Here is a 22858-nt window from a genome sequence, read left to right on the forward strand (position 1 = left end):
TTAAGTAAAAAATTATAAATAAACTATAAATAGGTTGCATAGAGAGGGTATATATTATACATGTATAATATATACCCTCTCTTATTTTTCAACATTATTTTAAATTAGGTATTGATAACCTGAAAAATGCTTCATCAACTTCTATAACTCCACCAACATTCCCAATTCCCATATACACTCTGATAGCGTCTAAAAATTTATGTCTCCAATAAAAAGATGTAGGCACACTAATCTCAACTATCTCTGCACATTTCCTTATTGAATAGCCATTTATCATACATTTAGAATATAATATCCACTTTTTAATGTCTTTCTTGCTATTGTAGCAAGGGGAACGTGTAAAGTCAGTGAACGTCTTTCGGCAGGACTTGCACATATATCGTTGCTTACCATTGAACTTCCCATATCTTGATACTTCATCATGCCCACAACATGGACAGACCTTTCCCTTGGAAAATCTATTCTCTTTAACTTCGGTTGTAACCTCAGTAGCAAATGAACCTAATATAATAACTTCTTCAAGATAGGCTAATATTTCTTCCTGTCCAGTTGTTCCTAAAGCCTCTAAATCCATTTTTACCGACTCTACACTTGGCATAATAAGACCTCCGTAATCATTAATATAGTCTTATTGTACCATATTTTTCAAAATACATACATTTTCAACATCTTTATTAAACATAGCCAAAGTTTAAAAAGTCCTTTTCCGAACCTACTTATTTGCTTTTTCTTGAATGATTTTTGCAAGAGCATGTGCCATTTCATCTAACTCACACTGTACTTTTCCCTCTAGCATTACTCTTACTAGTGGTTCAGTACCTGATGGCCTTATAAGTACTCTTCCACAGCCATTAAGTTTTGCTTCCATTTTTTTAATTTCTTCTACTATTTCACTATCAGTTTCATGTATGTCCTTTTTATCATTAGGCACTGTTGCATTAACTAATATTTGTGGAAGTTCTGTCATCATTGCTGCAAGCTCTGAAAGCTTCTTTCCTGACTCTTTAATTACAGTAGCTAATTGAATTCCTGATACAAGTCCATCCCCTGTAGTATTAAAATCCAGGAATATTACATGACCAGACTGCTCTCCTCCAAGGCTATAACCTTCTTCTCTCATTTTTTCAAGTACATATCTATCTCCTACTTTAGTTTTCACTGTAGTTATATTTTCACTCTTCATTGCAATATCAAGGCCCAAATTACTCATAACTGTTACTACTACTGCATCTTTAGTTAATTTACCCATACCTTTTAAGTGTTTGGCACAAATAGCAATCATAAAATCTCCATTTATAAGATTTCCCTTTTCATCTACAGCTAAACACCTATCTGCATCACCATCAAAAGCTAGTCCTAAATCACAATGATTTTCTTTGACAAAAGCCATTAAATGCTCAGGATGAGTAGATCCACAATCTTTATTTATATTTATGCCATCTGGATCATTGTTAATAACTAAAACCTCTGCTCCAAGTTCTCTTACAGCTTTTACTGAGGTAACATAGGAAGCCCCATTAGCACAATCTAATGCAATTTTAAGTCCTTTTAAATCTCCCTTAATAGTGGATTTAGCAAATTCTATATAATCTTCTATTCCATTATTAACAACTAATTTTTTACCTAAATCCCCTGCTATAGGAGAGGGAACACCCTCAAAATCATTTTCTATAACTGCTTGTATAGTATCCTCAAGTTCATCAGACAACTTAAAACCTTGACTATTAAAAAATTTTATGCCATTATATTCTACTGTGTTGTGAGACGCTGAAATAACAATTCCCGCATCTGCCCCATATTCCCTAGTTAAATAAGCTATAGCTGGTGTAGGTATTACTCCAAGGCATATAGCCTGCGCCCCTACAGATAAAATCCCTGCAACTAATGCAGATTCTAACATATCTCCTGAAATTCTTGTATCCATTCCTACTATTATTTTAGGTTTATGAGCTGCTTCTGTTAACACAAAAGCTCCTGATCTTCCGAGTTTATATGCAAGCTCACCTGTTAATTCTGTATTTGCTATACCACGTACTCCATCTGTCCCGAACATTCTACTCATATCTTCTACCTCTTTCTCAATATTTTATAGAGTTATTTCAGGGCTTCCAAAAGCAAAATACTAGTATTTTGCTTTTGGAACCTAAATTTATCTATTTTTTTCACAATAATTTAATTTCCCAATTTATAAAGCTATTAGCTAAATAATCTACAATAATAATTATACTACATTAACAAGATTTTGTAAAAAGACCCTAGTGTTTTGCTATTTTCACTACAAAAAATAACCAAACTGAATGAATTTGGTTATTTTTAATGATAAGTATAATACTACTATTATATTATGTCTTGTAAACTTTGAAAGTCAGGATTAAAGTTAATAAAATGTTTAAATTTTTTTATAAATCCCAGTGGAATTATTAACATTCCTGATAGTAAAAAACAAGTAAAAATTATATACTTTATTGCTATAAGTTCAGCAAGGATACCTCCAACAGCCATAGCTACTGGAACTAATCCTCCACATACAGTGTTCATAATAGAGAAAACCTTTCCTCTCATATCTTGCGGAACTGTTAGCTGAAGTGTGGCACTTATAAGTGTGTTTACAATAGCATTAAAGAAGCCTGCTATGAATAATAACAATAACATATATTTAAAACTAATTAAAGGGAATACTGCAAAACCTACAGAGAATATTACACCTGAACCCACAAAAATACGCAGTCTCTTTTCATAAGGTATTTTCACAATTGAAGTAAAAGCCATCCCTGCAAACATACCTCCAGTTAGCATTGCTATTGCCACTCCATATTTACCTGCTCCAAGTAACTGAGTTCTTTGAAATAGCGGTAAGATTAAAACAATTCCCATATTAGCAAAAAAGTTTAGAAAAGCTGCTGTAATTATAAGGTACCTAAGGCCTTTAAAATTCCATACAAATTTAAACCCTTCTTTCAAATCTTGTTTAAAACTTTCCCCAGTGCTCTTCACAGCATCTTCTGCATTAACTTTTCTCTCTATTTTAGGTATCTTTATAAATATCTCTGTAAATGCTGAGACAAGATACGAAATCCCATTTGTAAAAAACATTATTGGAGCTCCTAATAGCTGATACATTACCCCTCCTAGAGGGTTAGCAAAAATACTTACTCCAGTCCCCACCATGTTAAGAGCTGAATTGGCTTGAATAAGCTTATCTCTTGGAACAATATCTGGAATAGCAGAACCTACCGTAGGATTAAAAAACGCTGCGCATACCCCTAAAATAACCCCCGCTGCAAAGACCATCCAAATTTGAACAAAACCTAATAATGCAGCTACGCCCACTGTTGTAATCGCAATGCCTCTTATTAAGTCCATTAGTACCAACATATTTCTTCGATTACATCTATCAACCATAACTCCTGCAAAGGGAGCTATTAATATTCTAGGTAAAGCAGATGCAGCCATAAGTATTCCCATAAGCCCTGTTGAACCTGTTACTGCAAGAACCCAGAAACCCAGCGCAATCTCATAAACTACATCTCCTAGCGCCGAAACAATTTGACCTTGCCACAACAGGAAAAAATTTATAGTCCATAATTTACTGGAAGATTTTCTTATTTCAGTGTTTTCTTCAATAATAGTTTCTTCTAAAACTTCCATTCACTTGCCCCCATTTTATGCTCCCCATTATACATTATTCAAAAGGAATTCATTAATTATAGACTACAACGGATTTAAACTTATCGCTATTCTATAACAACCTCAATTATGTCTCCATTTCCGCTTTTTATATCTACTATTTTTCCATCCATTCCACCATCTATAGCTTCTAATATTGATTGAGTCATTTCATCTATATCTACACCTTCCATACCATCTACATTTAGGCTTGGAATCCTCCCAAAGGTTCTTATCATCCCACTAACAAACTTTAGTGGAAGAGTAATATTTAAAATATCATTCTCTGTAGATCTTATTCTTATTTTTAGCATTTTTGGATTCTTCTTACTACTCGTATTATATAGTGTTTTTTCTAAAGTAAATGGTTCTTTATTTTCTCCTTTTAGAGCTTCTATAAGCTGCATAGCTTTCTCTGAATCAATTTTACCCTCTTGGACCATTTTTAATATCTTCAACATTTCTTCATTCATTATAATTCCTCCTTTTCTAAAGCTGGTCGCTCCAAATATACAGCTTAATTATTTACCATTTAACATGATTAATGCCTCATCAGCAGTGATTTCACCTTTTTCCAACATATCTATTACATCCTTTTTATCAACGGAAGGTTTTTGCTTTATAACATTATACCCCATTGCTGTAATAACCTCGTCTAACTTTGCTCTAACGGTTGGGTATGATATGCCAAGTTCTTTTTCTACATCCTTAATGTTTCCCCTAGACTTTAAAAATATTTCAATAAAGTATAGTTGTTCATTATTCAAGTAATCAAATTTTGATAATTCAAATTCATTTTCCACCACTGTATTACATTCATCACATTTAAGTCTTGTTGCTTTTAATTTAGAGTTACATACTGGACATTTGCACAATATTTTATAAGTCATTTATACACCACCTTTCTTTATATTCATTATATTACCATGCATTGAAATAATCAATATACAAATCAATATATTCGAATATTTTCTTCCTATGTATTGATTATCTTAATTTAAATATTAATAATATCAATATTAAAATATTATAACATCACTTCTAGTATATTCAATATATTTAATTCTGTGATATAAAATTCACTTATACTTTCTTTTGTTCTTGAACTATGGATTCTCTAGAAATATTAATCTCCTCGCTATATTCTATAAGTCCTATATTACAACCATTGCCTATAGTAATATTATTTCCCCTTACTATTTTTGCATTAGTATTTTCGATGTATATATCATCGCCTTCTATTAATTCAGTATTTACCTCACTTCTAGAATTAAACATTTTGTCAATTGCTTTTCTAAATAAGGAATTATTTAGAGGGCTCACCCTTATTTCAATATGCTCTCCACCAATTTCTTTTACAGCACAGTTTCCACCTATATTTATATTTATATTTCCTGCATTTAATAATCCTTGTATTTTAAAACTACCACTAGCCTTAAAACATTCTGCTTCACAATTTTTTTCTATATGAACTGAGCCAGCTATAATAATTTCTTCTCCATATAGGCTTCCCTCTATATGAGTTGATCCATTTATTTTTATGCTTTGACTTTTAACATTGCCTGTTACATGTGAGGATCCACTTACTTTCATATCTTCTACTTCTACATCACCTTCAATTTTTGCAGACCCGCTGATTTTTATATTTTCTGCTTTTAAATTACCCGCAACTTTTGATGATCCACTAGTTTTGAAGTCTACACACTCTAAATTACCGTTTATTTTTCCTGAGCCACTTATAATTACATTATTATATGTCCCACCATTTGCACTTCCTGACCCCGTTATTTTTATATCATTATTATTCATCTTTTCCATGTTAAACCTCCTCCTGTTTTTATATTATTAAATCTTAATTTTAAGTTCTTCAATACACTGCGAAATATTAAGCCTTAATATTATTTTCGCACACTTATCTATATAAATCTCATTGGGCATAGTAATTAAAAAACATAACGCCATCCCAAATTTCCTTAAAAAAATCATCTCGCAATTCTTTCCTTCTAGCGACTTATGATTTTCTTCTAAAGTCTGTATTATAAGCTTGCCTTCATCTAATGACACATTACCGGATTCTAAGCTCTTTTCTAATAATGAAATATATAATATTTTTTCAAAAGAAAATGTTTTTATTTCGCCATAGATTTCTTTATGCATTATCAATGTCTGCGACCTAACAATGTTCTTTTTAAGTAACTCATCTTCATTTAAAAATACATCTGCAAGTTGTGGTGAGAACATTAGTGCAAGGTCATCTAAGGATACATCCTCTTTCATTCCAATAATTTTTTCTATTCTATCTAGTATTTTCTCCCTAGGAAAATAAGTTTCTTGACCTGTATAGCTAGATTTTTTTATAAACCATTCTTCTGGTATAAGATTTTTTCTCTTCCATCTATACAACTGTCCATAGGAAACATTAGTGATTTCAAGCAATTCTTTTTTCGATATTAAATCTTCCCCCATATTGTCCCTCCTTTATTATTTTGGATTATATAAAAGCATTATATATAGTGTAACATAACATTGTTACGTTGTAAATATAAAAAACTTAAACATACCAATTTTTCTTAAAACTAAAAAAGCTACTAATTATCAGTAGCCTTTTTACGCTTTAATATTCTAATTTTTTACGTCATATAACTACTTCAAACTTACTGCCTTTGCCCACCTCACTTTCTACACTTATAGTACCGTAGTGAAGTTCAACAATTTTCTTTACAATAGATAGTCCTAGTCCTGTACCACTGGTGTTTCTTGATTTATCCGCTTTATAAAATCTCAAGAAAATTTTATCCTGCTCTTCTAGTGTCATTCCAATTCCGTTATCGATAATCTCCACTATTACTTTATCTGTTTTTCTAAGAGTAATTTTTAGTGTTCCATTATCCACAGAATATTTAATGGCGTTTGAAATTAGATTAATCCACACCTGATACAATAGTTCTTTATCACCCTCAAACTCCACTTCATCTAAACTTAAATCTAGTTCCAAATTTTTCTTTTCCCACCCATTTTGCATAAGTAAAATTGCATCTCTAATTTGCTCTGCAAGTGAAAATTTATCATTTTTATGTTTAATAACTTCATTATCAAGCTTCGAAAGTCTCAGTAAATTGGAAGATAAATTAGAAAGTCTTTCGCTTTCAGAAATAATAACATCCGCATATTCCTGTCTTTTCGTCTCTGTTATATCATCTTTTTTTAACAGTTTTGCATATCCTTTTAAAGATGTTATCGGCGTTTTAAACTCATGAGACACGTTGCTTACAAAATCTTTATGGAGATATTCATTAGTCGCGAGTTCACTTACCATCAAATTAAAATTTCGCGTTAAAACAGCAATCTCATCATTCCCACGAACTTTAACTTTTGTATTGAAGTTGCCCATGGCAACCTGTTTTGATGCGGCCGATATTTCCTTTATAGGTCTTAATACCATTGCCACAGCAAATATAATAAGTATTGTACCAATAATAATCGGAACAAAAAATATTGTTTTTTGAAGTGTCATAAACTGATTTATGGGATTATTCATAAGACTCGGAGTGATAACTATATACTTTTCATCTAATCTTAATGCTGCTAAAACGTGTGTGTTTCTATTTGGTTTGAATGTAATAACCGTTTCACCAGTTTTAATCTTATTTAATTCCTCTTCCGAAAAATAAACACTGATTTTATCAATTGTAGAGTAAACAGATATATTTACATCGCCAGTAGATACATAAGTGCAAGCATCCAAAACAGAAACGTTTTCCTCTTTTACAAGTGCCTTTATATTGTTCGCTCTATCTTCTATGGCAGTGCTTACAGAAGCTTTTATTGCTTCTAGTTGTGTAAAGGACACAAACAAAACTGCCACTAAAATGGAAATGAAAAAAGCTCCTAAAAAATATGCAACAAACCTTGTATACATTGAGTATAGCATTTTCTTAATCATAATAGCTTTACCGCCTTATATCCAAGACCCCGAACTGTAACCAGTTTAAAGTCACTATTATTGCAAAATTTTTCTCTCAGCCTTTTAATATGAACATCAACGGTGCGCTCATCACTCTCCACTTCATATCCCCAAATCTCGTCCATTAGCTGATGTCTTGTGAAAATTCTGCTAGGCTGTGATAATAGCTTAAAAACAAGTTGAAATTCTTTTTTAGGTAAATCAAAATTCTCATTATTTATTGCTACCATAAAATTGTTATAATCAAAGACGGTTGTTCCAACTATCAACTTTTTATCGCTTGCAATTTTTGCTCTTCGCAGCAGTGCCAATACTCTCATAATCATTTCGTCCATGTCAATTGGCTTTACCATATAATCGTCCGCTCCGGCTGAAAAGCCTGTTTTTTTATCTTCTATAGCTTCCTTTGCAGTAATCATTAAAATAGGCATCTCATAGCCTGCTTCCCGTAAATTCTTTGAAAGGATGAAGCCATCAAGCTTTGGCATCATAATATCGGTTATAAGTAGATCAATGTGAGCGGTGTCTAATATCTCCAGTGCAACTTCACCATTTTCACTCTCATAAATATTATAATTTTCCCACTTAAGGTATTCACACATAAGTTTCCTTATATTTTTATCATCCTCACACACTAAGATATTAAACACATCGCTCACCATCCTTTATATATATTAAACCATAAAATTTTGTTTTTTTAAACACTTCTTAATGCATCAATTGGGTTTAATTTACTAGCCTTTTTCGCAGGAGCAAGTCCAAATATTACACCGATTGCAACTGAAAATCCAATAGCCAATATAGTTGTTGATGCATCTAGAATAAATGGACATCCTAATGCAAAGCAACCAATATATGCAATAATTACTCCAAATACCAGTCCCACAATACCACCGAATAAGGACAAAAATATTGCTTCAAGTAAAAATTGCTGCTCAATTCTCTTTGGCTCTGCTCCAAGTGCTTTTCTAAGTCCAATCTCTGTAGTTCTTTCTGTTACAGAAACTAACATCATATTCATAATACCTATTCCACCAACTATAAGAGAAATAGAGGCAATACCAACAAGCATTAACGTCATCATTCCTGTCATTTGAGAAACTTTATCTATAATACTTTTCATATTCGAAACAGAAAATCCTTCATCATTGTAGTTAAATGCAGTATTTAGTACTATTTCAATATCTGATGTGGTAGTTTCTGATAAATACTCATCTACCATATATACATCAACGGAACTAATGTTTTTAACTCCCATTAAACTCATAGCGGTTGTGTATGGAATAATTACAGCATCGTCGTTACTACTCATTGAATAACCGTCAGATTTTTGTAATGTACCAATAATAGTGTAGGTAACTCCATTAATAACAATCTCTTTATCAATAGGATTCTCAGCTACGAAAAATTCATCCTCAATATTTTGTCCAATTAAACAAACGCGGTTTTTGCTATCAGTATCTATTATATTAATTGCCCTGCCTGTTTCAATTAAGTCCTCTGTATTTGCAAAATACACTTGATTTTTACCCTGAACCATTATATCTTCCAAAACAGTTCTATCATAAACGATACTCGATTTACCACTTACAGTGGGGGAAACTCCCTTTATGTTATCTATTGCGGCCATAGCTTTAACATCATTATCTGAAAGCCCTTGTTTAAGTGGCGTTCCCTTTATCTGAACCGTTATCTTGTTAGCACCCATATCAGAAACGGTTGATGTTACACTCTCTGTTACACCCTGCACAATTGTGATTAGTGCAATAATTGAAGCGACACCAATGACTATTCCAAGTATCGTTAAGAATGAGCGCATTTTGTTGTGAATTATATTTTGCCACGACATGATTATGCTCTCTTTAAACATGTGCCTTCACCTCGCTTAACTCTCCATCTAAAATTTCTACTTTTCTACTTCCATGCGCTGCTATCTTTTCATCATGAGTAATCATAATAATTGTTTTACCTTCGCTATGAAGTTTAGCAAAAAGCTCCATAATTTGTTGTCCAGTCTTTTGATCAAGAGCACCCGTTGGTTCATCTGCCAGAAGGATGGTAGGTTGTGTTACCATAGCTCTTGCAATTGCAACACGTTGTTGTTGACCACCTGAGAGTTGATTTGGCTTATTCCTTAACTTGTCCGAAAGACCAACTCTGCAAAGCATCTCTTTTGCTTTTCGAATGCGATCTTTCGCTGGAACACCTGCATAAATAAGTGGTAACTCAACATTCTGAAGTGCAGTTAATCTCGGCAGCAACTGAAACTGTTGAAACACAAAGCCAATCTCACTATTTCTAATTTGCGCAAGTTCTGATTCATCTAAATCATCCACTTCATATTCATTTAAAATGTATTCTCCACTTGTTGGTACGTCAAGGCATCCGATAATGTTCATTAATGTTGATTTTCCTGAGCCTGATGGGCCTAGTATAGAGACAAACTCACCCTTATTTATAACGAGATTAATTTTCTTAAGCACCGTTTGTTCTTCTTCTCCCATATGATAGCTCTTCACAATGTTTTTCATATTTAATATTTTCATATATATCCACCCCCTACCTTCCAGGCATTGGAGGAACTACTCCACCCCTACCACTATTATCAGATGATGATGTAGACTTTAAGTACATTATTGTTTGTCCCTCTGTAAGACCTTCAACTATTTCTATTGTTTTTCCATCATTAATTCCAATTTTTACAGCCCGTTTAGTAGGAATCTCCTTATCGCCTTTTATATACACATATGGTTTATCATTTTCATCGAATTGCAAAGTTTTCATAGAAACAGTCAACACATTATTTGCACTCTTATTAAGTATTTTTGCTTCCGCGCTCATTCCAACTTTTATATCTTTTTCCACAGTTAAATCCAAAGTTGCTGTAAAATAAGCTACGCCATTTTCATTAATTGCGGTATCTGAAACAGAAGAAACTTTACCTGTTATCTCTTTGTTTATGGCACCAATTGTTACAGACACCTCTTTATCTTTTTCAATGGATGATAAATCATACTCATCTACCTTTACAGTTACCTTTAAATTATCAAAATCAATAATATCGCAAAGCTTCGCTCCTGCCATCACAGATTCATCTTCGTCCACATTTATCTTTGAAATAGTTCCGGCAACTTTTGCTTTTATCTCATCTCCCTGGGATGTCTTAAATAAGATATCATCTTTTGCTACCTTATTTCCCTCTTTAATTTTAATATCAGAAATTTGCATTATCTTTTCAGCCATTACGTTTTGTGTGTTCTTACTTTCTACATTACCGGAAAAAGTATAGTATGTATTTATGCTATCTTTCTTCACCGTCTGCTCCGTATAAAGATTTGCTTTATTTGTAATCATAGGAATTACAATCAAACCAACTATAACAACCGCTACTACTATTCCTATTACTAAACCACTTTTACTTTTCTTTTTATTCTTAGCCATAATTAACACCTCCATAAATTTAGATTATAGAGGTATTATAAAATCCCAATATGAACTTAAGATGAACTTTCAAGCCTTTGTTTTTAAGACGCAAAAAAGAGTATGTATTACGTAGCCTTCATTTGAGCAAGGTGCAGTAATACATACTCTTTTATATTCTATTTCACGTATGACGCTCCAACTTCCAGAGCCTTTTTATTTACCTCAAAGAATTTTTCTTTACCATGATCTTTTAAAGCAGCTAGTATTGCTTCCATAGATACTATTCCAGTTCTTTTTACTAAAGCTCCCAGTAGCACCATGTTAGCAATCTGTTTGCTTCCAATTTTCATAGCCTCTGTTTGAGCTGGAATACTTATTACTTCAATATCACCTCTACTAGGCATTCTGTCTACAAGATCAGAATCCATTACTAATATTCCACCTTTAGACAAACTATCTTCAAATTTATCAAGGGAAGGTCTATTCATAACTACAAGAGTATTTGGCTCTGTAACTATAGGAGAACCTACTAACTCATCAGAAAGTATAACCGCACAGTTAGCTGTACCTCCACGCATTTCTGGTCCATAGGATGGAAGCCAAGAAACATTCATGTCAGCATCCATACCTGCATATGCTAAAAATTTCCCCATGGAAAGTGTACCTTGACCACCAAATCCTGCAAATATCATTTGTTGCGTCCCCATTTTATTCCACCTCCGCAGTTGTATCTTTTTTAACTCCAAGAGTATAAAATGGCATCATGTTATTTCTGAGCCATACCATAGACTCCTCAGGTGATAATCCCCAATTAGTTGGGCATATTGATAGTACTTCTACCATTGAGAATCCTTTTCCATCAATTGCATTTTGGAAAGCTTTTTTAATTGCTTTTTTAGCTTTATTAACATTAGGAACACTGTCTACCGCTACTCTTTCTACATAACAAGCGCCATCTAAAGTTGATAACATCTCTGATACTCTAATAGGGTGTCCTTGCACTTTTACATCTCTTCCATAAGGTGTAGTTTCTGTTATTTGACCTGGAAGTGTAGTTGGAGCCATTTGCCCACCTGTCATACCATAAATACAGTTATTAACGAATATAGTAACCATATTTTCTCCACGCGTTGCAGCATGAACTATTTCAGCCGTACCTATTGCTGCAAGATCTCCATCTCCCTGATATGTGAATACTACTGCATCCGGATTAGTTCTCTTAATACCTGTAGCAACTGCAGGTGCTCTTCCATGAGCTGCTTCAAACATATCACAAGCAAAATAGTCATATGCTAAAACTGAACATCCAACTGGAGCTACTCCTATTGTTTTATCTATTATATCTAGTTCTTCAAGTACTTCTCCTACTAGTCTATGAATTAATCCATGAGTACATCCTGGACAATAATGAGTAGGAACATCTAATAATGCCTTAGTTGGTTTAAATACTATTGCCATTATTTTGCACCCCCTACTATTTCTCTAACTTTATTTAATATATCTTCTGGATGAGGAACCATTCCACCTGTTCTTCCGTAGAAATAAACCGGCTTTCTTCCTTCAACAGATAATCTAACATCTTCAACCATTTGACCACAACTCATTTCTACTGATATGTATCCATGTTTAGTAGAACTTAGTGTTTTCTCAAAAGCTTCTAGTGGGAAAGGCCAAAGTGTAATTGGTCTTATAAGTCCTAGTTTTATACCTTCTTCTTCAGCCATTTTAACAACATTTTTACATATTCTTGATGTAGTCCCATATGCAACCATTATTAAATCAACTTCTTCATCACATTTGTACAATTCATATCTTGTTTCATTTTTCTTTATCTCTAAATATTTTGCTTGTAATTTCATATTATGCTTTTCTAAATCTTCTGATTTAAGATAAAGTGAATTTATAACATTATGCTTTGCTCTACCTTTTAGACCATTTGCTGCCCAAGTCTTTTCTGGTAATAACTTCGGCTTTCTTTCTTTGAACTCAACTGGTTCCATCATTTGTCCAAGCATTCCATCTCCCATTACCATTACGGGAGTCCTATACATATCTGCAGTGTCAAACGCATCTTGAACTAAGTCAACCATTTCTTGTACTGATGCAGGCGCATATACAGGCATATTAAAATCGCCATGTGATCCACCTTTTGTTGCTTGAAAATAATCTGATTGAGCTGGTTGAATACTACCAAGCCCTGGGCCACCTCTAACTATATTTACAATAACGCAAGGAAGCTCAGCTCCTGCTATATATGATATTCCTTCTGCTTTTAAACTTATTCCTGGTGAACTTGAAGATGTCATACACCTAGCTCCTGTGCCTGCAGCACCGTACACCATATTTATAGCTGCAACTTCACTTTCTGCTTGCAAGAAAACTCTTCCAATTTTACACATTTTTCTTGATAAATATGCAGATATCTCTGTTTGAGGTGTTATTGGATACCCAAAAAAGCCTAGACAGTTAGCTCTAATAGCCGCTTCTCCTATTGCTTCATTACCTTTCATTAACACTTTTCCACTCATAAGTACATCCTCCTATTCTTTACTTTTCAACTGTTATTACACAATCAGGACACATTTTCCCGCAAGATGCACAACCTATACACTCTTTCATCTTTTCCTCTGTAATCGCTGCTGGATGATATCCTTTTATGTTTAATCCTTTTGAAAAACTTATGATTTTCTTAGGGCATACATTTATACAAAGTCCACACCCTTTACATCTGTCTTCTCTAAAACTCACTCTTGGCATGTTTAAACCTCCTTAAAAATTCTGTTTTTATAGAATTTAAACGTTTACTCTTTAATTCTACCCCTTGAAGGAGAACCTGTCAACAAGGTTATTCCATTGACTCTATTCCTTCTATCTAAAAGGGGGTAACATATGTATATCAATCCCAAATATGTCACCTTGCAACTTTCCACTCAATTCTCCCATTAAATCTTTACTACAAACGGTATATGCATGTGGTAAATTTAATTCTTTAGACAGCTTTGCAACTACTTTATCTCCATCAATTATATGCTGTGGCACAGTTTCATAAGACAAATTAGTATTTGCGACTAAATGTGATACTGTAAGCCTTGAAGCTCTTTCTATTGCTTTAATATAATCCACAATAGCAATAGGTTCTTGCGTAAATGGTCTATTGGTGTTTATAACAAAAAACATATCATAAGGTTCTTCATTAAAATATTTATTGTACTGACCAAGAGCTATTGAGCCTGAGTCATCTCCACCTACATCCATTACAACCTCATAACTTTTATCATTAAACACAGCTCTTATTTCTGCTGGGACTACCATAAGTTCCGCATTGACTAGCTCTGGGTTCGATGCTATAACTCTTATTCCCTGCTGTTCTAATTGTTTTCTAACATCTCTTACACAAAAATAGGGATTTACTATATCTAAATCAACTATCACAACTTTTTTTCCTTCTTTTGCAAGATTTATTGCATAATTTATTGCTATTTCCGTTTTTCCTGAACCAAAATGACCTGTAAATACTCTAATCCTACTCATCACATCACTCTTTCCTTTCTAAAATACTATTTATATTCTCTTACCTTTTCTTCGCCACTTAAGACTCTGAGGCCTCCCTGAGCTAACGCTAGTAGTTCATCTTCACCTGGATATACTACTACGGGACATATAAACTCTACTCTTTCTTTTATGTAACTTACCATAGGCTTTCCATAAGCTATTCCACCGGTTAAAATTATAGCATCTACGTCACCTTTAAGGACTGCTGCGCATTTCCCAATTTCCTTGGCAACTTGATATGCCATAGCCTCAAAAATTAATTTGCATTTTTCATCGCCAGCTTCTGCTTTATCCTCTACTTCTTTAGCATCGTTGGTATTAAGATAAGCAACAAAGCCACCTTTCCCATTTATCTTTTTCACAATGTCCTCTATTGTATATTTTCCACTAAAGCACATTTTAACTAAATCACCTACTGGAAGTCCCCCAGATCTTTCTGGTGAAAATGGACCCTCTCCATCTAGTGCATTATTAACATCAATAACTTTTCCAGCCTTGTGAGCTCCTACTGAGATTCCACCGCCCATATGTGCTACTATTAGATTAATATCTTCATATTTTTTACTGTTCTCTTTTGCATACCGTTTAGCTACTGCCTTTTGATTAAGCGCATGAAAAATACTTCTTCTCTCTATCTCTGGCATACCTGATATTCTAGCCACATCCATCATTTCATCCACAACTACTGGATCAACTATAAATGCTGGTATATCTAAAGATTCAGCAATTTCGTTTGCAATTATTCCACCTAAATTTGAAGCATGCTGACCTAGCACTCCAATTTTCAAATCATTAAGCATAGCTTCATTTACTGCATATGTACCACCTTCAATAGGTTTTAAAAGCCCACCTCTGCCTACTATAGCATCCAAAGCCTTTATATCAAAGTTTTTTTCTTTAAGTAGGTTTAGTATAACTTCTTTTCTGAAATTAAACTGTTCAAATATACTTTCAAATTTCCCTATTTCTTCAGATGAGTGTCTTAATGTTTCTACTAAAACTTCTTTTTCATCTTCATATACACCTATTTTAGTAGAAGTTGAACCAGGGTTAATCATTAACAATTTATATGACATATTAGTCCTCCTTATGGTAATAGATAATAATTGAATGCGTTATTTATTATTCTTCAGTTACCTTATTATATTCTGCAACTAATGAAGCAAGTGCTATAGAATTTAATTTTGTTTCAGGAGTATCTGCTCTAGAAGTTACTATAACTGGAGCAGAAGTACCTACAAGTAGTGCTCCACTTTTAGCTTTCGTAGTATACGTTAAGCATTTATATATAGCATTCCCAGCTTCAATATTTGCCATTAAAAGAATATCCGCTTTGCCTGCTACTGGACCTTCAATTTTTTTATGCTTCGCAGCTTCTTCTGATAGTGCATTATCTAAAGCTAGTGGCCCGTCAACAATGCAATCTTTTATTTGCCCTCTATCACTCATTTTTGAAAGCATCGCTGCATCGAGCGTCGCTGGCATGCTTGTATTTACAATTTCTACTGCGCAAACTGCTGCAACTTTAGGAATCTCAATACCACAAGCTTTTGCAACTGATACGGAGTTATTTATTATATCTATTTTTTCTTTTAGTTCTGGATACATATTAAAGGCAGCGTCTGTTAAGAATAACAATCTATCATACCCTGGCACTTCAAATACCGCTACGTGAGACATTCTTTTTCCAGTTCTAAGGCCTACTTCTTTGTTGAGTACTGCTCTTAAGAAGGTTGCTGTATCCACAAGTCCTTTCATAAGCATATCAGCTCTTCCCTTTGATACAAGCTTAACTGCAGCAAGAGACGCGCTGTTAACGTTTTTCTCATCTATAATTTCATATTCGTCTATATTCATACCTATACTGCTTGCAATTGATATTATTTTTTCTTTGTCTCCTACCAATATTGCATTTGCTATACCGTTTTCCTTAGCATCTCGCACCGCTTCAAGTACTGGTAAATCTTGTGCAACAGCTACTACTACAGTTTTCATACTTAGTGTCTTTACTGCAATTAATACTTCACTCAAAGTTTTACTCATTTTATTACACTCCTTTTCTAACTAGTTTATTTCTTCCTCATATACTTTTGCTTTCTCTTCTCCATTTATTATTCTCAGAGCACCCTGTGCTAAAGCTAACATTTCATCTTCTCCTGGCACTAATTCAACAGGGGCTATAAAGCGCACCATATCACTTATCAACATTGTAAGTCTCTTGTTATGAGCAAGTCCTCCTGTAAGAATTATTGCATCTATTTTTCCGCTAACCACTGTTGCCATAGCACCTATTTCTTTAGCTATTTGGTATGCCATAGCTTTAAAAACAAGCTCTGCTTTAGTGTTCCCATCGTCTATCATCTTATCAACTATTCTTCCATCATTAGTATCTAGATAAGCTACAAGACCGCCCTCACCTGTTAACTTTTTCTTTAACCCCTTAAGAGTATATTCCCCGCTGAAAGCAAGTTTAGCTAAATCTCCTACCGGAAGTCCTCCTGTTCTCTCAGGTGAAAAAGGACCTTCCTCGTTAGCATTATTTACATCTAAAATTCTTCCATTTTTAACCGGTGACACAGAAATTCCTCCACCAATATGTGCAACTACATAAGTGCTATTTTCAAAACTTTTATTTAGTTTAGTACAAACTCTTCTTGTTACTGCTTTTATATTTAGTGCATGAACCAAAGAACGTCTTTCAATCTCTGGGAGTCCCGATATTCTTGCAACGTCCACTATTTCATCTACTGCTACAGGGTCTACTATTAATGCTAGTATATTAACTTTTTTTGCAATTTCATCTGCTATGACTCCACCTAAGTTAGAAGCATGCTCAGCTTGAAACCCTATTTTTAAATCCTCAAGCATCTTTTTAGATATTGTATATGTACCACCAGGCATTGGTCTTAATAATCCGCCTCTACCAACCACTGCTATTAAATCTTTAAGGTCTATATTTTCTTTCTCTAACCACTCTAAAATCAGTTTAATTCTCATGTCCTTTTGGTCATAAATTTTTTCGAATTTTTTAATGTCATTAGAATTATGAGTCAGATTTGTTGTTACTATAAGATCTTCATTTTTAAATATTGATAATTTAGTTGATGTAGAACCAGGATTGACTACTAATATATATCCTTTTGTATTCATTTAAACATCTCCCTTATTTTAATGCAATAGTTAATAAGATTTATTTGATTTGTTTCCACTCTTTCATTATGCACTCTGCAACCTTTAATCCATCCACAGCTGCAGAAATTATTCCACCAGCATATCCTGCTCCTTCTCCTGCTGGATATAATCCTTCTAGAGATATGCTTTGTAATTTCTCATTTCTATCGATTCTTACTGGTGCTGACGTTCTAGTTTCAATTCCAGTCATAACTCCATCGCCACCTGCAAAACCATTTATTTTATGATCAAATTTAGGCAACGCCTCTTTTATAGCCTCCGTTACAAAACTGGGCAAACACTTAGTAAGATCAGCAAATTCATAGCCCGGTTTATAGCTTGGTTTTACACTGCCAAGCTTACTACTTACATTTCCTTTTAGAAAATCACCTACAAGTTGTACTGGTGCGTTATAGTTTGATCCTCCACTAGTGTAAGCTAGCGCCTCATAATGTCTTTGAAATTCTATACCAGAAAGGGGACTATTAGTCTCAAAATCACTAGGTCCTACTGATACCACGAGAGCGGAGTTTGCATTGTGCTTATCTCTCTTATATTCGCTCATTCCATTTATTACTAAGTGACCCTTCTCCGATGCAGCCCCAACTACTTCTCCACCTGGGCACATGCAAAAACTATACATCGATCTACCTGATTTTACGCTTGTATATGTAAGTTTGTAATCTGCTGCACTTAATCTTTCGTGGTTTGCATATTTTCCATATTGGTTTTCATTAATCATATCTTGTGGATGTTCTATTCGGACTCCCACTGCAAATGGCTTACTTGACATGAAAATACCTTTTTCATATAACATTTCATAAGTATCCCGAGAGCTGTGCCCCGGTGCTAATATTAAATTATCACAGGGTATTTCTTCCCCATTTACTACTATGCATTTTATCTTTTTATCTTTAATTTTTATATCGCAAAGTTTACTATTAAATCTTACTTCTCCGCCTAGCTTAATAATAGTTTCTCTTATATTTTTCACAACTTCTTTTAGTACATCGGTACCTATATGAGGCTTTCCCATATATAATATTTCAGGAGGAGCCCCACCCTTAACAAATTCTTCTAATATGTAGTCACATCTAGTATCTTTTATTCTTGTTGTTAACTTCCCGTCTGAAAATGTTCCAGCTCCACCTTCACCAAATTGCACATTAGATTCTGTATTTAATACTGCTCTAGTCCAAAATTTATTTATACTATTTGTCCTACGCTCTACCTGTTCTCCTCTTTCTATGATTAGTGGCTTATATCCCTTCTGGGCCATAAGAAGGCCAGCAAACATGCCTGCTGGCCCCATTCCTACAATTACAGGTCTATGATTCATTGCGGTGGTCCCAAATTCAAATTCAGAATCATATCTAACTTTTTGTAGTTTAACATCCTTATCATCTGCAGATGCAACTACTTTTATTTCATTATCCATTTTAATAAGTACAGAATAATTAAACTTAATATTATTTTTCTTCCTAGCATCTATGGATTCTTTATCGATTCTAAACTCTTTTATTTCGTTTCCAGAGACTCTCATTTTTCTTGCTGCCTTTATTTTAACATCCTCTATATTTTCATCTATATCTAAAACTATATTATTCACTTGTATTGTCATTTTTATTAGTTACCTCCGTTTGTTTCTTTGTAATAGTTACTAATATTTTATCTGGAGTCTGTGATATGAGCTTTATGCCATCTGGCATGGTCACTACTACAGCAATAGTGTGTTCCCCTTCAACCAAATTAATTAAATCTACCGTAGCGCTAAATTTGCTTAAATCTAGAGAATTAATAACTGCTTCAGGCGCTGAAATAACTAATTGACTCTTGTTATTGGCAAGCACAACTTCATAATTTGTGTCCAAGTTAACATTTTTAGTTTCAATACTTATACTCTTTTGCACTAATTTTGTCACATTTATTTCAACCTTAACTAGAGCATTGCTATTATTGCTGACCAAACTTAACCCGTCAGGAATAGTCACTTTTGCGTCTATTGTAGTTGTTTCACTTACTTTGCTTAAATCAATTGGTTCCGTATTTAAAGTTTCTATATTATTAAGTGCATCTGCACTTCCCGTTATATCAAATCTTTCTGGTAGCACTTTTATACTGCCTAGAAGAAGACTCGGTTTTAATTTTCCTATAGTTTTTACTTTTACACCTACAGCTTTAGTTTTTCTTATAGGAATAGTAACATCTATACTAGAAGGCTTTACAGTAACTTCATTTACTTCTTTACCCTTTGAGTCTACAGGCATTATCTTGTAACTTTTTATAATGTCACTATCAGCGTCTTGTATATTCTCTGATATTACTAATTCTTTTACTGTATTTACAAACTTTGAGCCGCCTGTAACTATAGCAGATTCTTTTGATAATTTTGGTTTAGATGCATAAAAACTTTGTTTTGGCTCTCCACTTATATTACATTTTATAGGCAGCTTAGTTTGGGCGAGTTTATCTACACTTACCTTTATAAAAAGACTATCACTGTTTAATACATTTATATTATCAGGACTTCTTCTTATTTCGATAGGAATTTTTTGTTCACCTACCTTAAGCGCATATGCACTTAAATCTGCCACCACTGTAAAATCTTCTGCTTTCTTATCTAAAAGTATGCTAGTATTAGCGCCTTTAATACTTAGGTCTATATTTAAATCTTGCCCTGGCTCTATGATTAAATTCGAATCGGATAATGCCTCCATATTAACAAGTTGCACAGGTATATTTTTAATCTTGTAATCAGTCATGGGATTTTCTGTACTTGTTATAAAAAGCCATAATACAAAGGCAGCTATTATACAGCATACTCTAATTATAAATTCTTGTTTTCTGCCTTTATCCATGACTTTACTCTCTCCTTTATAGTTAATTTTTTACTCTGTCTGCTTTTAATTATTTGGACAAGTATTCTCTTGAGCTTATCCCTGTCATAGTTTCTTACAAGTCTCCCATTAACAGCTAGTGATATATTTCCTGTTTCTTCTGATACTATTATGGTTAGTGCATCTGAACTTTCCGTTATTCCTATTGCTGCTCTGTGCCTCGTTCCTAGTTTCTTGCTTATTTTATCATTGTTTGTCAGAGGCAGAAAACAACCCGCTGCTATTATTCTATCATTTCTAATTATTGTAGCCCCATCGTGAAGAGGGGTGTTTACTACAAATATATTTTCTAGTAATGCTGCTGATATTACGGAATCTAGAATAGTTCCTGTTTTGATTATTTCTCCTATACCTGTTCTTTGTTCTATTACTATCAGTGCTCCTGTTCTTTCTTTCGCTAAATTTTCAACAGCATTAACAATTTCTGTTATAACCCTCTCCATTGTCTCTTCATCTACAAACATGTGTTTATCCGTAAACGCTGTTCTTCCTATATGCTCTAAAGCCCTTCTTATTTCCGGTTGAAAAATAATAACAATAGTCAAAACACCAATTGTTATTGTCTTAACTAATATCCAATTTAATACTGTCAAATTAAGCAATTCACTTATTGGAATAAGTAAAAATATAAGAACTATTCCTTTTAATAATTGTTCAGCTCTTGTCTCTTTAATTAACATGTAACTTTTATAGAATATGAACGCTACCGCTAATATATCTAAAATCGAAAATATACTTATGTTCTTAGTTGTACTTAACATTAACTTAATTACTTCCATAGTTCTCACAACCTCCTGCTATAACTCCTATCTACAATTATACACTATACAGTGCTTTATTAGTACACATTATAAGTAATTTTATTATAAACAATACCTCTTATATTGATAAGAGGTTTATTACATTTATGGGAATAATATAATATAGTTTTACATAAACTAACTCTAATCCGATTAATTTAATATATTATCTAGAATATAGTGTATGTTAAGCTAATATATACTTTATTTATATAAAAATTCCACACGTTTATACCCACTAACATAAAAAGACATGATTTTACACCAATTTTTATAAAATGAATAACAAGGGAGTGAGTTGTTTTGAGTGAAGAAAAACATATTGTAAATGCTCATAAGAATAGGAAAAAATTCAGAATTATACTTTTTTTATCTATTGCCATAGCCTCCATAGGTATTTTTGCAACTAGCTACTATGCCTCTATAAATAAGGTATACAATTCTTATGAAGATTCCTTACTAAATAACATGAATAATATAACTAAAGTTAATAAAACTATAGCTATATTTAATAGTAACCAAACAATAGATGTTGACTATGCAAAAGAAAAGTTACCTAATATTATCGAAAGTTTATCTACTCTTAGAACTCAATTGGAGGTTTCAGAACCTATCTCAAAATACCAAAAGCAACATGAAAGCCTTAAGTCTGGCCTAGATAATAACCTATTAATGTATAGACGAGCTCTAGTTGTTTTGAATAATCCTTCTGGTGGTGATGTAGAAGCTTCTATAAAAAGCCTTAAAACCTATAGGGATGATTGCATAGATTTTTACAGAGCGATAAATATCGCTGATACTAAAATAACACTACCTCAAACTTCACTATCATTTATTGATAACCTGCTTAATTACAGTTACAGTGCCTTTATGATAAGAAAAGAAGTAGATATTAAAAACCTTCAAGTTCAAGATTTTATTAACAAAATCGGTATCTTGTCCAATGATTTTCTAAATATTAAAACTAATTATTACTCCTACGCAATAAAAGTAAGAGAAAATGAAATGATCTATAATGCACTTTTGTCACTTATTAACGATAGTTATTCAGAATTAAATAGTTTAAAAATGGATTTCAGTAAAAATTTTTCTGTACCAAGCCTTGCTATTCCTACTTATGAAACTTTCCGACCACTATTTCAGCTATATGAAAGTTATTTAACTGATTTCAAGCAGGCTTTGACAAGTGAAAAAATTCAAATCTTAAGTACGGGAGTAGATTCAGCTACACTTGATGCACTATATGAATCATCTAATGCAAAATTTAATGAAGTAGAAACTTCCTATAATAATTTTATTAAAGTCTATATCGAACTTCAAAATTATAAGTAACTATCCATTACTATATTGGGTTTTTATGTATACGATAAAAAAATAGTGTATTT

General features: G+C 33.2%; 24 protein-coding genes. 1 reads left to right on the plus strand and 23 read right to left on the minus strand.

Annotated elements, in window-relative coordinates; all coding sequences use genetic code 11:
- Positions 1-94: 94 nt before the first annotated feature.
- The 23 genes from ACREWB_RS18010 to cdaA form a co-directional block, all read right to left on the minus strand.
- Positions 95-598: an IS1/IS1595 family N-terminal zinc-binding domain-containing protein gene (locus tag ACREWB_RS18010; RefSeq protein ID WP_431548855.1), complete on the minus strand. Its 504-nt coding sequence runs from the start codon at positions 596-598 to the stop codon at positions 95-97.
- Positions 599-712: 114 nt separating this feature from the next.
- On the minus strand, positions 713-2062 hold the full coding sequence (gene glmM / locus ACREWB_RS18015) for a phosphoglucosamine mutase (protein WP_431548856.1): 1350 nt from the start codon (positions 2060-2062) through the stop codon (positions 713-715).
- Positions 2063-2337: 275 nt separating this feature from the next.
- Positions 2338-3648, minus strand: coding sequence for an MFS transporter (locus ACREWB_RS18020; protein WP_431548857.1), 1311 nt, complete (start codon positions 3646-3648; stop codon positions 2338-2340).
- An 86-nt stretch (positions 3649-3734) separates the two neighbouring features.
- Positions 3735-4139, minus strand: a complete 405-nt coding sequence (locus ACREWB_RS18025) for an SHOCT-like domain-containing protein (RefSeq protein ID WP_431548858.1) — start codon at positions 4137-4139, stop codon at positions 3735-3737.
- Positions 4140-4187: 48 nt separating this feature from the next.
- On the minus strand, positions 4188-4556 hold the full coding sequence (locus tag ACREWB_RS18030) for a DUF2089 domain-containing protein (protein ID WP_431548859.1): 369 nt from the start codon (positions 4554-4556) through the stop codon (positions 4188-4190).
- 193 nt (positions 4557-4749) lie between these two features.
- On the minus strand, positions 4750-5484 hold the full coding sequence (locus ACREWB_RS18035; RefSeq protein ID WP_431548860.1) for a polymer-forming cytoskeletal protein: 735 nt from the start codon (positions 5482-5484) through the stop codon (positions 4750-4752).
- Between the two features lie 27 nt (positions 5485-5511).
- Positions 5512-6132: a YhbD family protein gene (locus tag ACREWB_RS18040; RefSeq protein WP_431548861.1), complete on the minus strand. Its 621-nt coding sequence runs from the start codon at positions 6130-6132 to the stop codon at positions 5512-5514.
- Between the two features lie 169 nt (positions 6133-6301).
- Entirely contained in the window at positions 6302-7609 is a 1308-nt protein-coding gene (locus ACREWB_RS18045) for a HAMP domain-containing sensor histidine kinase (RefSeq protein ID WP_431548862.1), read from the minus strand.
- Entirely contained in the window at positions 7606-8280 is a 675-nt protein-coding gene (locus tag ACREWB_RS18050) for a response regulator transcription factor (RefSeq protein ID WP_431548863.1), read from the minus strand. The genes ACREWB_RS18045 and ACREWB_RS18050 overlap by 4 nt, the downstream gene beginning before the upstream one ends.
- A gap of 47 nt (positions 8281-8327) precedes the next feature.
- Entirely contained in the window at positions 8328-9500 is a 1173-nt protein-coding gene (locus tag ACREWB_RS18055; RefSeq protein WP_431548864.1) for an ABC transporter permease, read from the minus strand.
- Entirely contained in the window at positions 9493-10176 is a 684-nt protein-coding gene (locus ACREWB_RS18060; protein ID WP_431548865.1) for an ABC transporter ATP-binding protein, read from the minus strand. Before ACREWB_RS18060 ends, ACREWB_RS18055 begins: the two co-directional genes overlap by 8 nt.
- A gap of 13 nt (positions 10177-10189) precedes the next feature.
- The gene (locus tag ACREWB_RS18065; protein ID WP_431548866.1) at positions 10190-11071 is read right to left on the minus strand and encodes an efflux RND transporter periplasmic adaptor subunit; all 882 of its coding nucleotides are present in this window, start codon (positions 11069-11071) and stop codon (positions 10190-10192) included.
- A gap of 158 nt (positions 11072-11229) precedes the next feature.
- On the minus strand, positions 11230-11760 hold the full coding sequence (locus ACREWB_RS18070) for a 2-oxoacid:ferredoxin oxidoreductase subunit gamma family protein (RefSeq protein ID WP_431548867.1): 531 nt from the start codon (positions 11758-11760) through the stop codon (positions 11230-11232).
- Position 11761: 1 nt separating this feature from the next.
- Complete coding sequence (locus tag ACREWB_RS18075) at positions 11762-12511, minus strand: thiamine pyrophosphate-dependent enzyme (protein WP_431548868.1); 750 nt, start codon at positions 12509-12511, stop codon at positions 11762-11764.
- A complete protein-coding gene (locus ACREWB_RS18080) occupies positions 12511-13581 on the minus strand; it encodes a 3-methyl-2-oxobutanoate dehydrogenase subunit VorB (protein ID WP_431548869.1) in 1071 nt (356 codons plus the stop codon). The genes ACREWB_RS18075 and ACREWB_RS18080 overlap by 1 nt, the downstream gene beginning before the upstream one ends.
- Positions 13582-13600: 19 nt before the next feature.
- Positions 13601-13810, minus strand: a complete 210-nt coding sequence (locus ACREWB_RS18085; protein WP_431548870.1) for a 4Fe-4S binding protein — start codon at positions 13808-13810, stop codon at positions 13601-13603.
- A gap of 111 nt (positions 13811-13921) precedes the next feature.
- Complete coding sequence (locus tag ACREWB_RS18090) at positions 13922-14584, minus strand: nucleotide-binding protein (protein ID WP_431548871.1); 663 nt, start codon at positions 14582-14584, stop codon at positions 13922-13924.
- Positions 14585-14610: 26 nt separating this feature from the next.
- Positions 14611-15681, minus strand: coding sequence for a butyrate kinase (buk, locus tag ACREWB_RS18095; RefSeq protein ID WP_431548872.1), 1071 nt, complete (start codon positions 15679-15681; stop codon positions 14611-14613).
- A gap of 46 nt (positions 15682-15727) precedes the next feature.
- Positions 15728-16648 carry a phosphate butyryltransferase gene (gene ptb / locus ACREWB_RS18100; RefSeq protein ID WP_431548873.1) on the minus strand — a complete coding sequence of 307 codons (921 nt, stop codon included), beginning with the start codon at positions 16646-16648 and terminating at the stop codon, positions 15728-15730.
- Between the two features lie 21 nt (positions 16649-16669).
- Entirely contained in the window at positions 16670-17755 is a 1086-nt protein-coding gene (gene buk / locus ACREWB_RS18105) for a butyrate kinase (protein ID WP_431548874.1), read from the minus strand.
- Between the two features lie 40 nt (positions 17756-17795).
- Positions 17796-19397 carry an NAD(P)/FAD-dependent oxidoreductase gene (locus ACREWB_RS18110; protein WP_431548875.1) on the minus strand — a complete coding sequence of 534 codons (1602 nt, stop codon included), beginning with the start codon at positions 19395-19397 and terminating at the stop codon, positions 17796-17798.
- On the minus strand, positions 19378-20634 hold the full coding sequence (locus tag ACREWB_RS18115) for a CdaR family protein (protein WP_431548876.1): 1257 nt from the start codon (positions 20632-20634) through the stop codon (positions 19378-19380). Before ACREWB_RS18115 ends, ACREWB_RS18110 begins: the two co-directional genes overlap by 20 nt.
- Positions 20604-21452, minus strand: a complete 849-nt coding sequence (gene cdaA / locus ACREWB_RS18120; RefSeq protein ID WP_431548877.1) for a diadenylate cyclase CdaA — start codon at positions 21450-21452, stop codon at positions 20604-20606. Before cdaA ends, ACREWB_RS18115 begins: the two co-directional genes overlap by 31 nt.
- A 324-nt stretch (positions 21453-21776) precedes the next feature.
- On the opposite strand from cdaA, the gene ACREWB_RS18125 reads away from it, so the two are divergent.
- Positions 21777-22805: a hypothetical protein gene (locus ACREWB_RS18125; RefSeq protein ID WP_431548878.1), complete on the plus strand. Its 1029-nt coding sequence runs from the start codon at positions 21777-21779 to the stop codon at positions 22803-22805.
- Positions 22806-22858: the final 53 nt, after the last annotated feature.

Source organism: Clostridium sp. (assembly GCF_050717635.1).
In the GTDB taxonomy this organism is placed as follows: domain Bacteria; phylum Bacillota; class Clostridia; order Clostridiales; family Clostridiaceae; genus Clostridium_AD.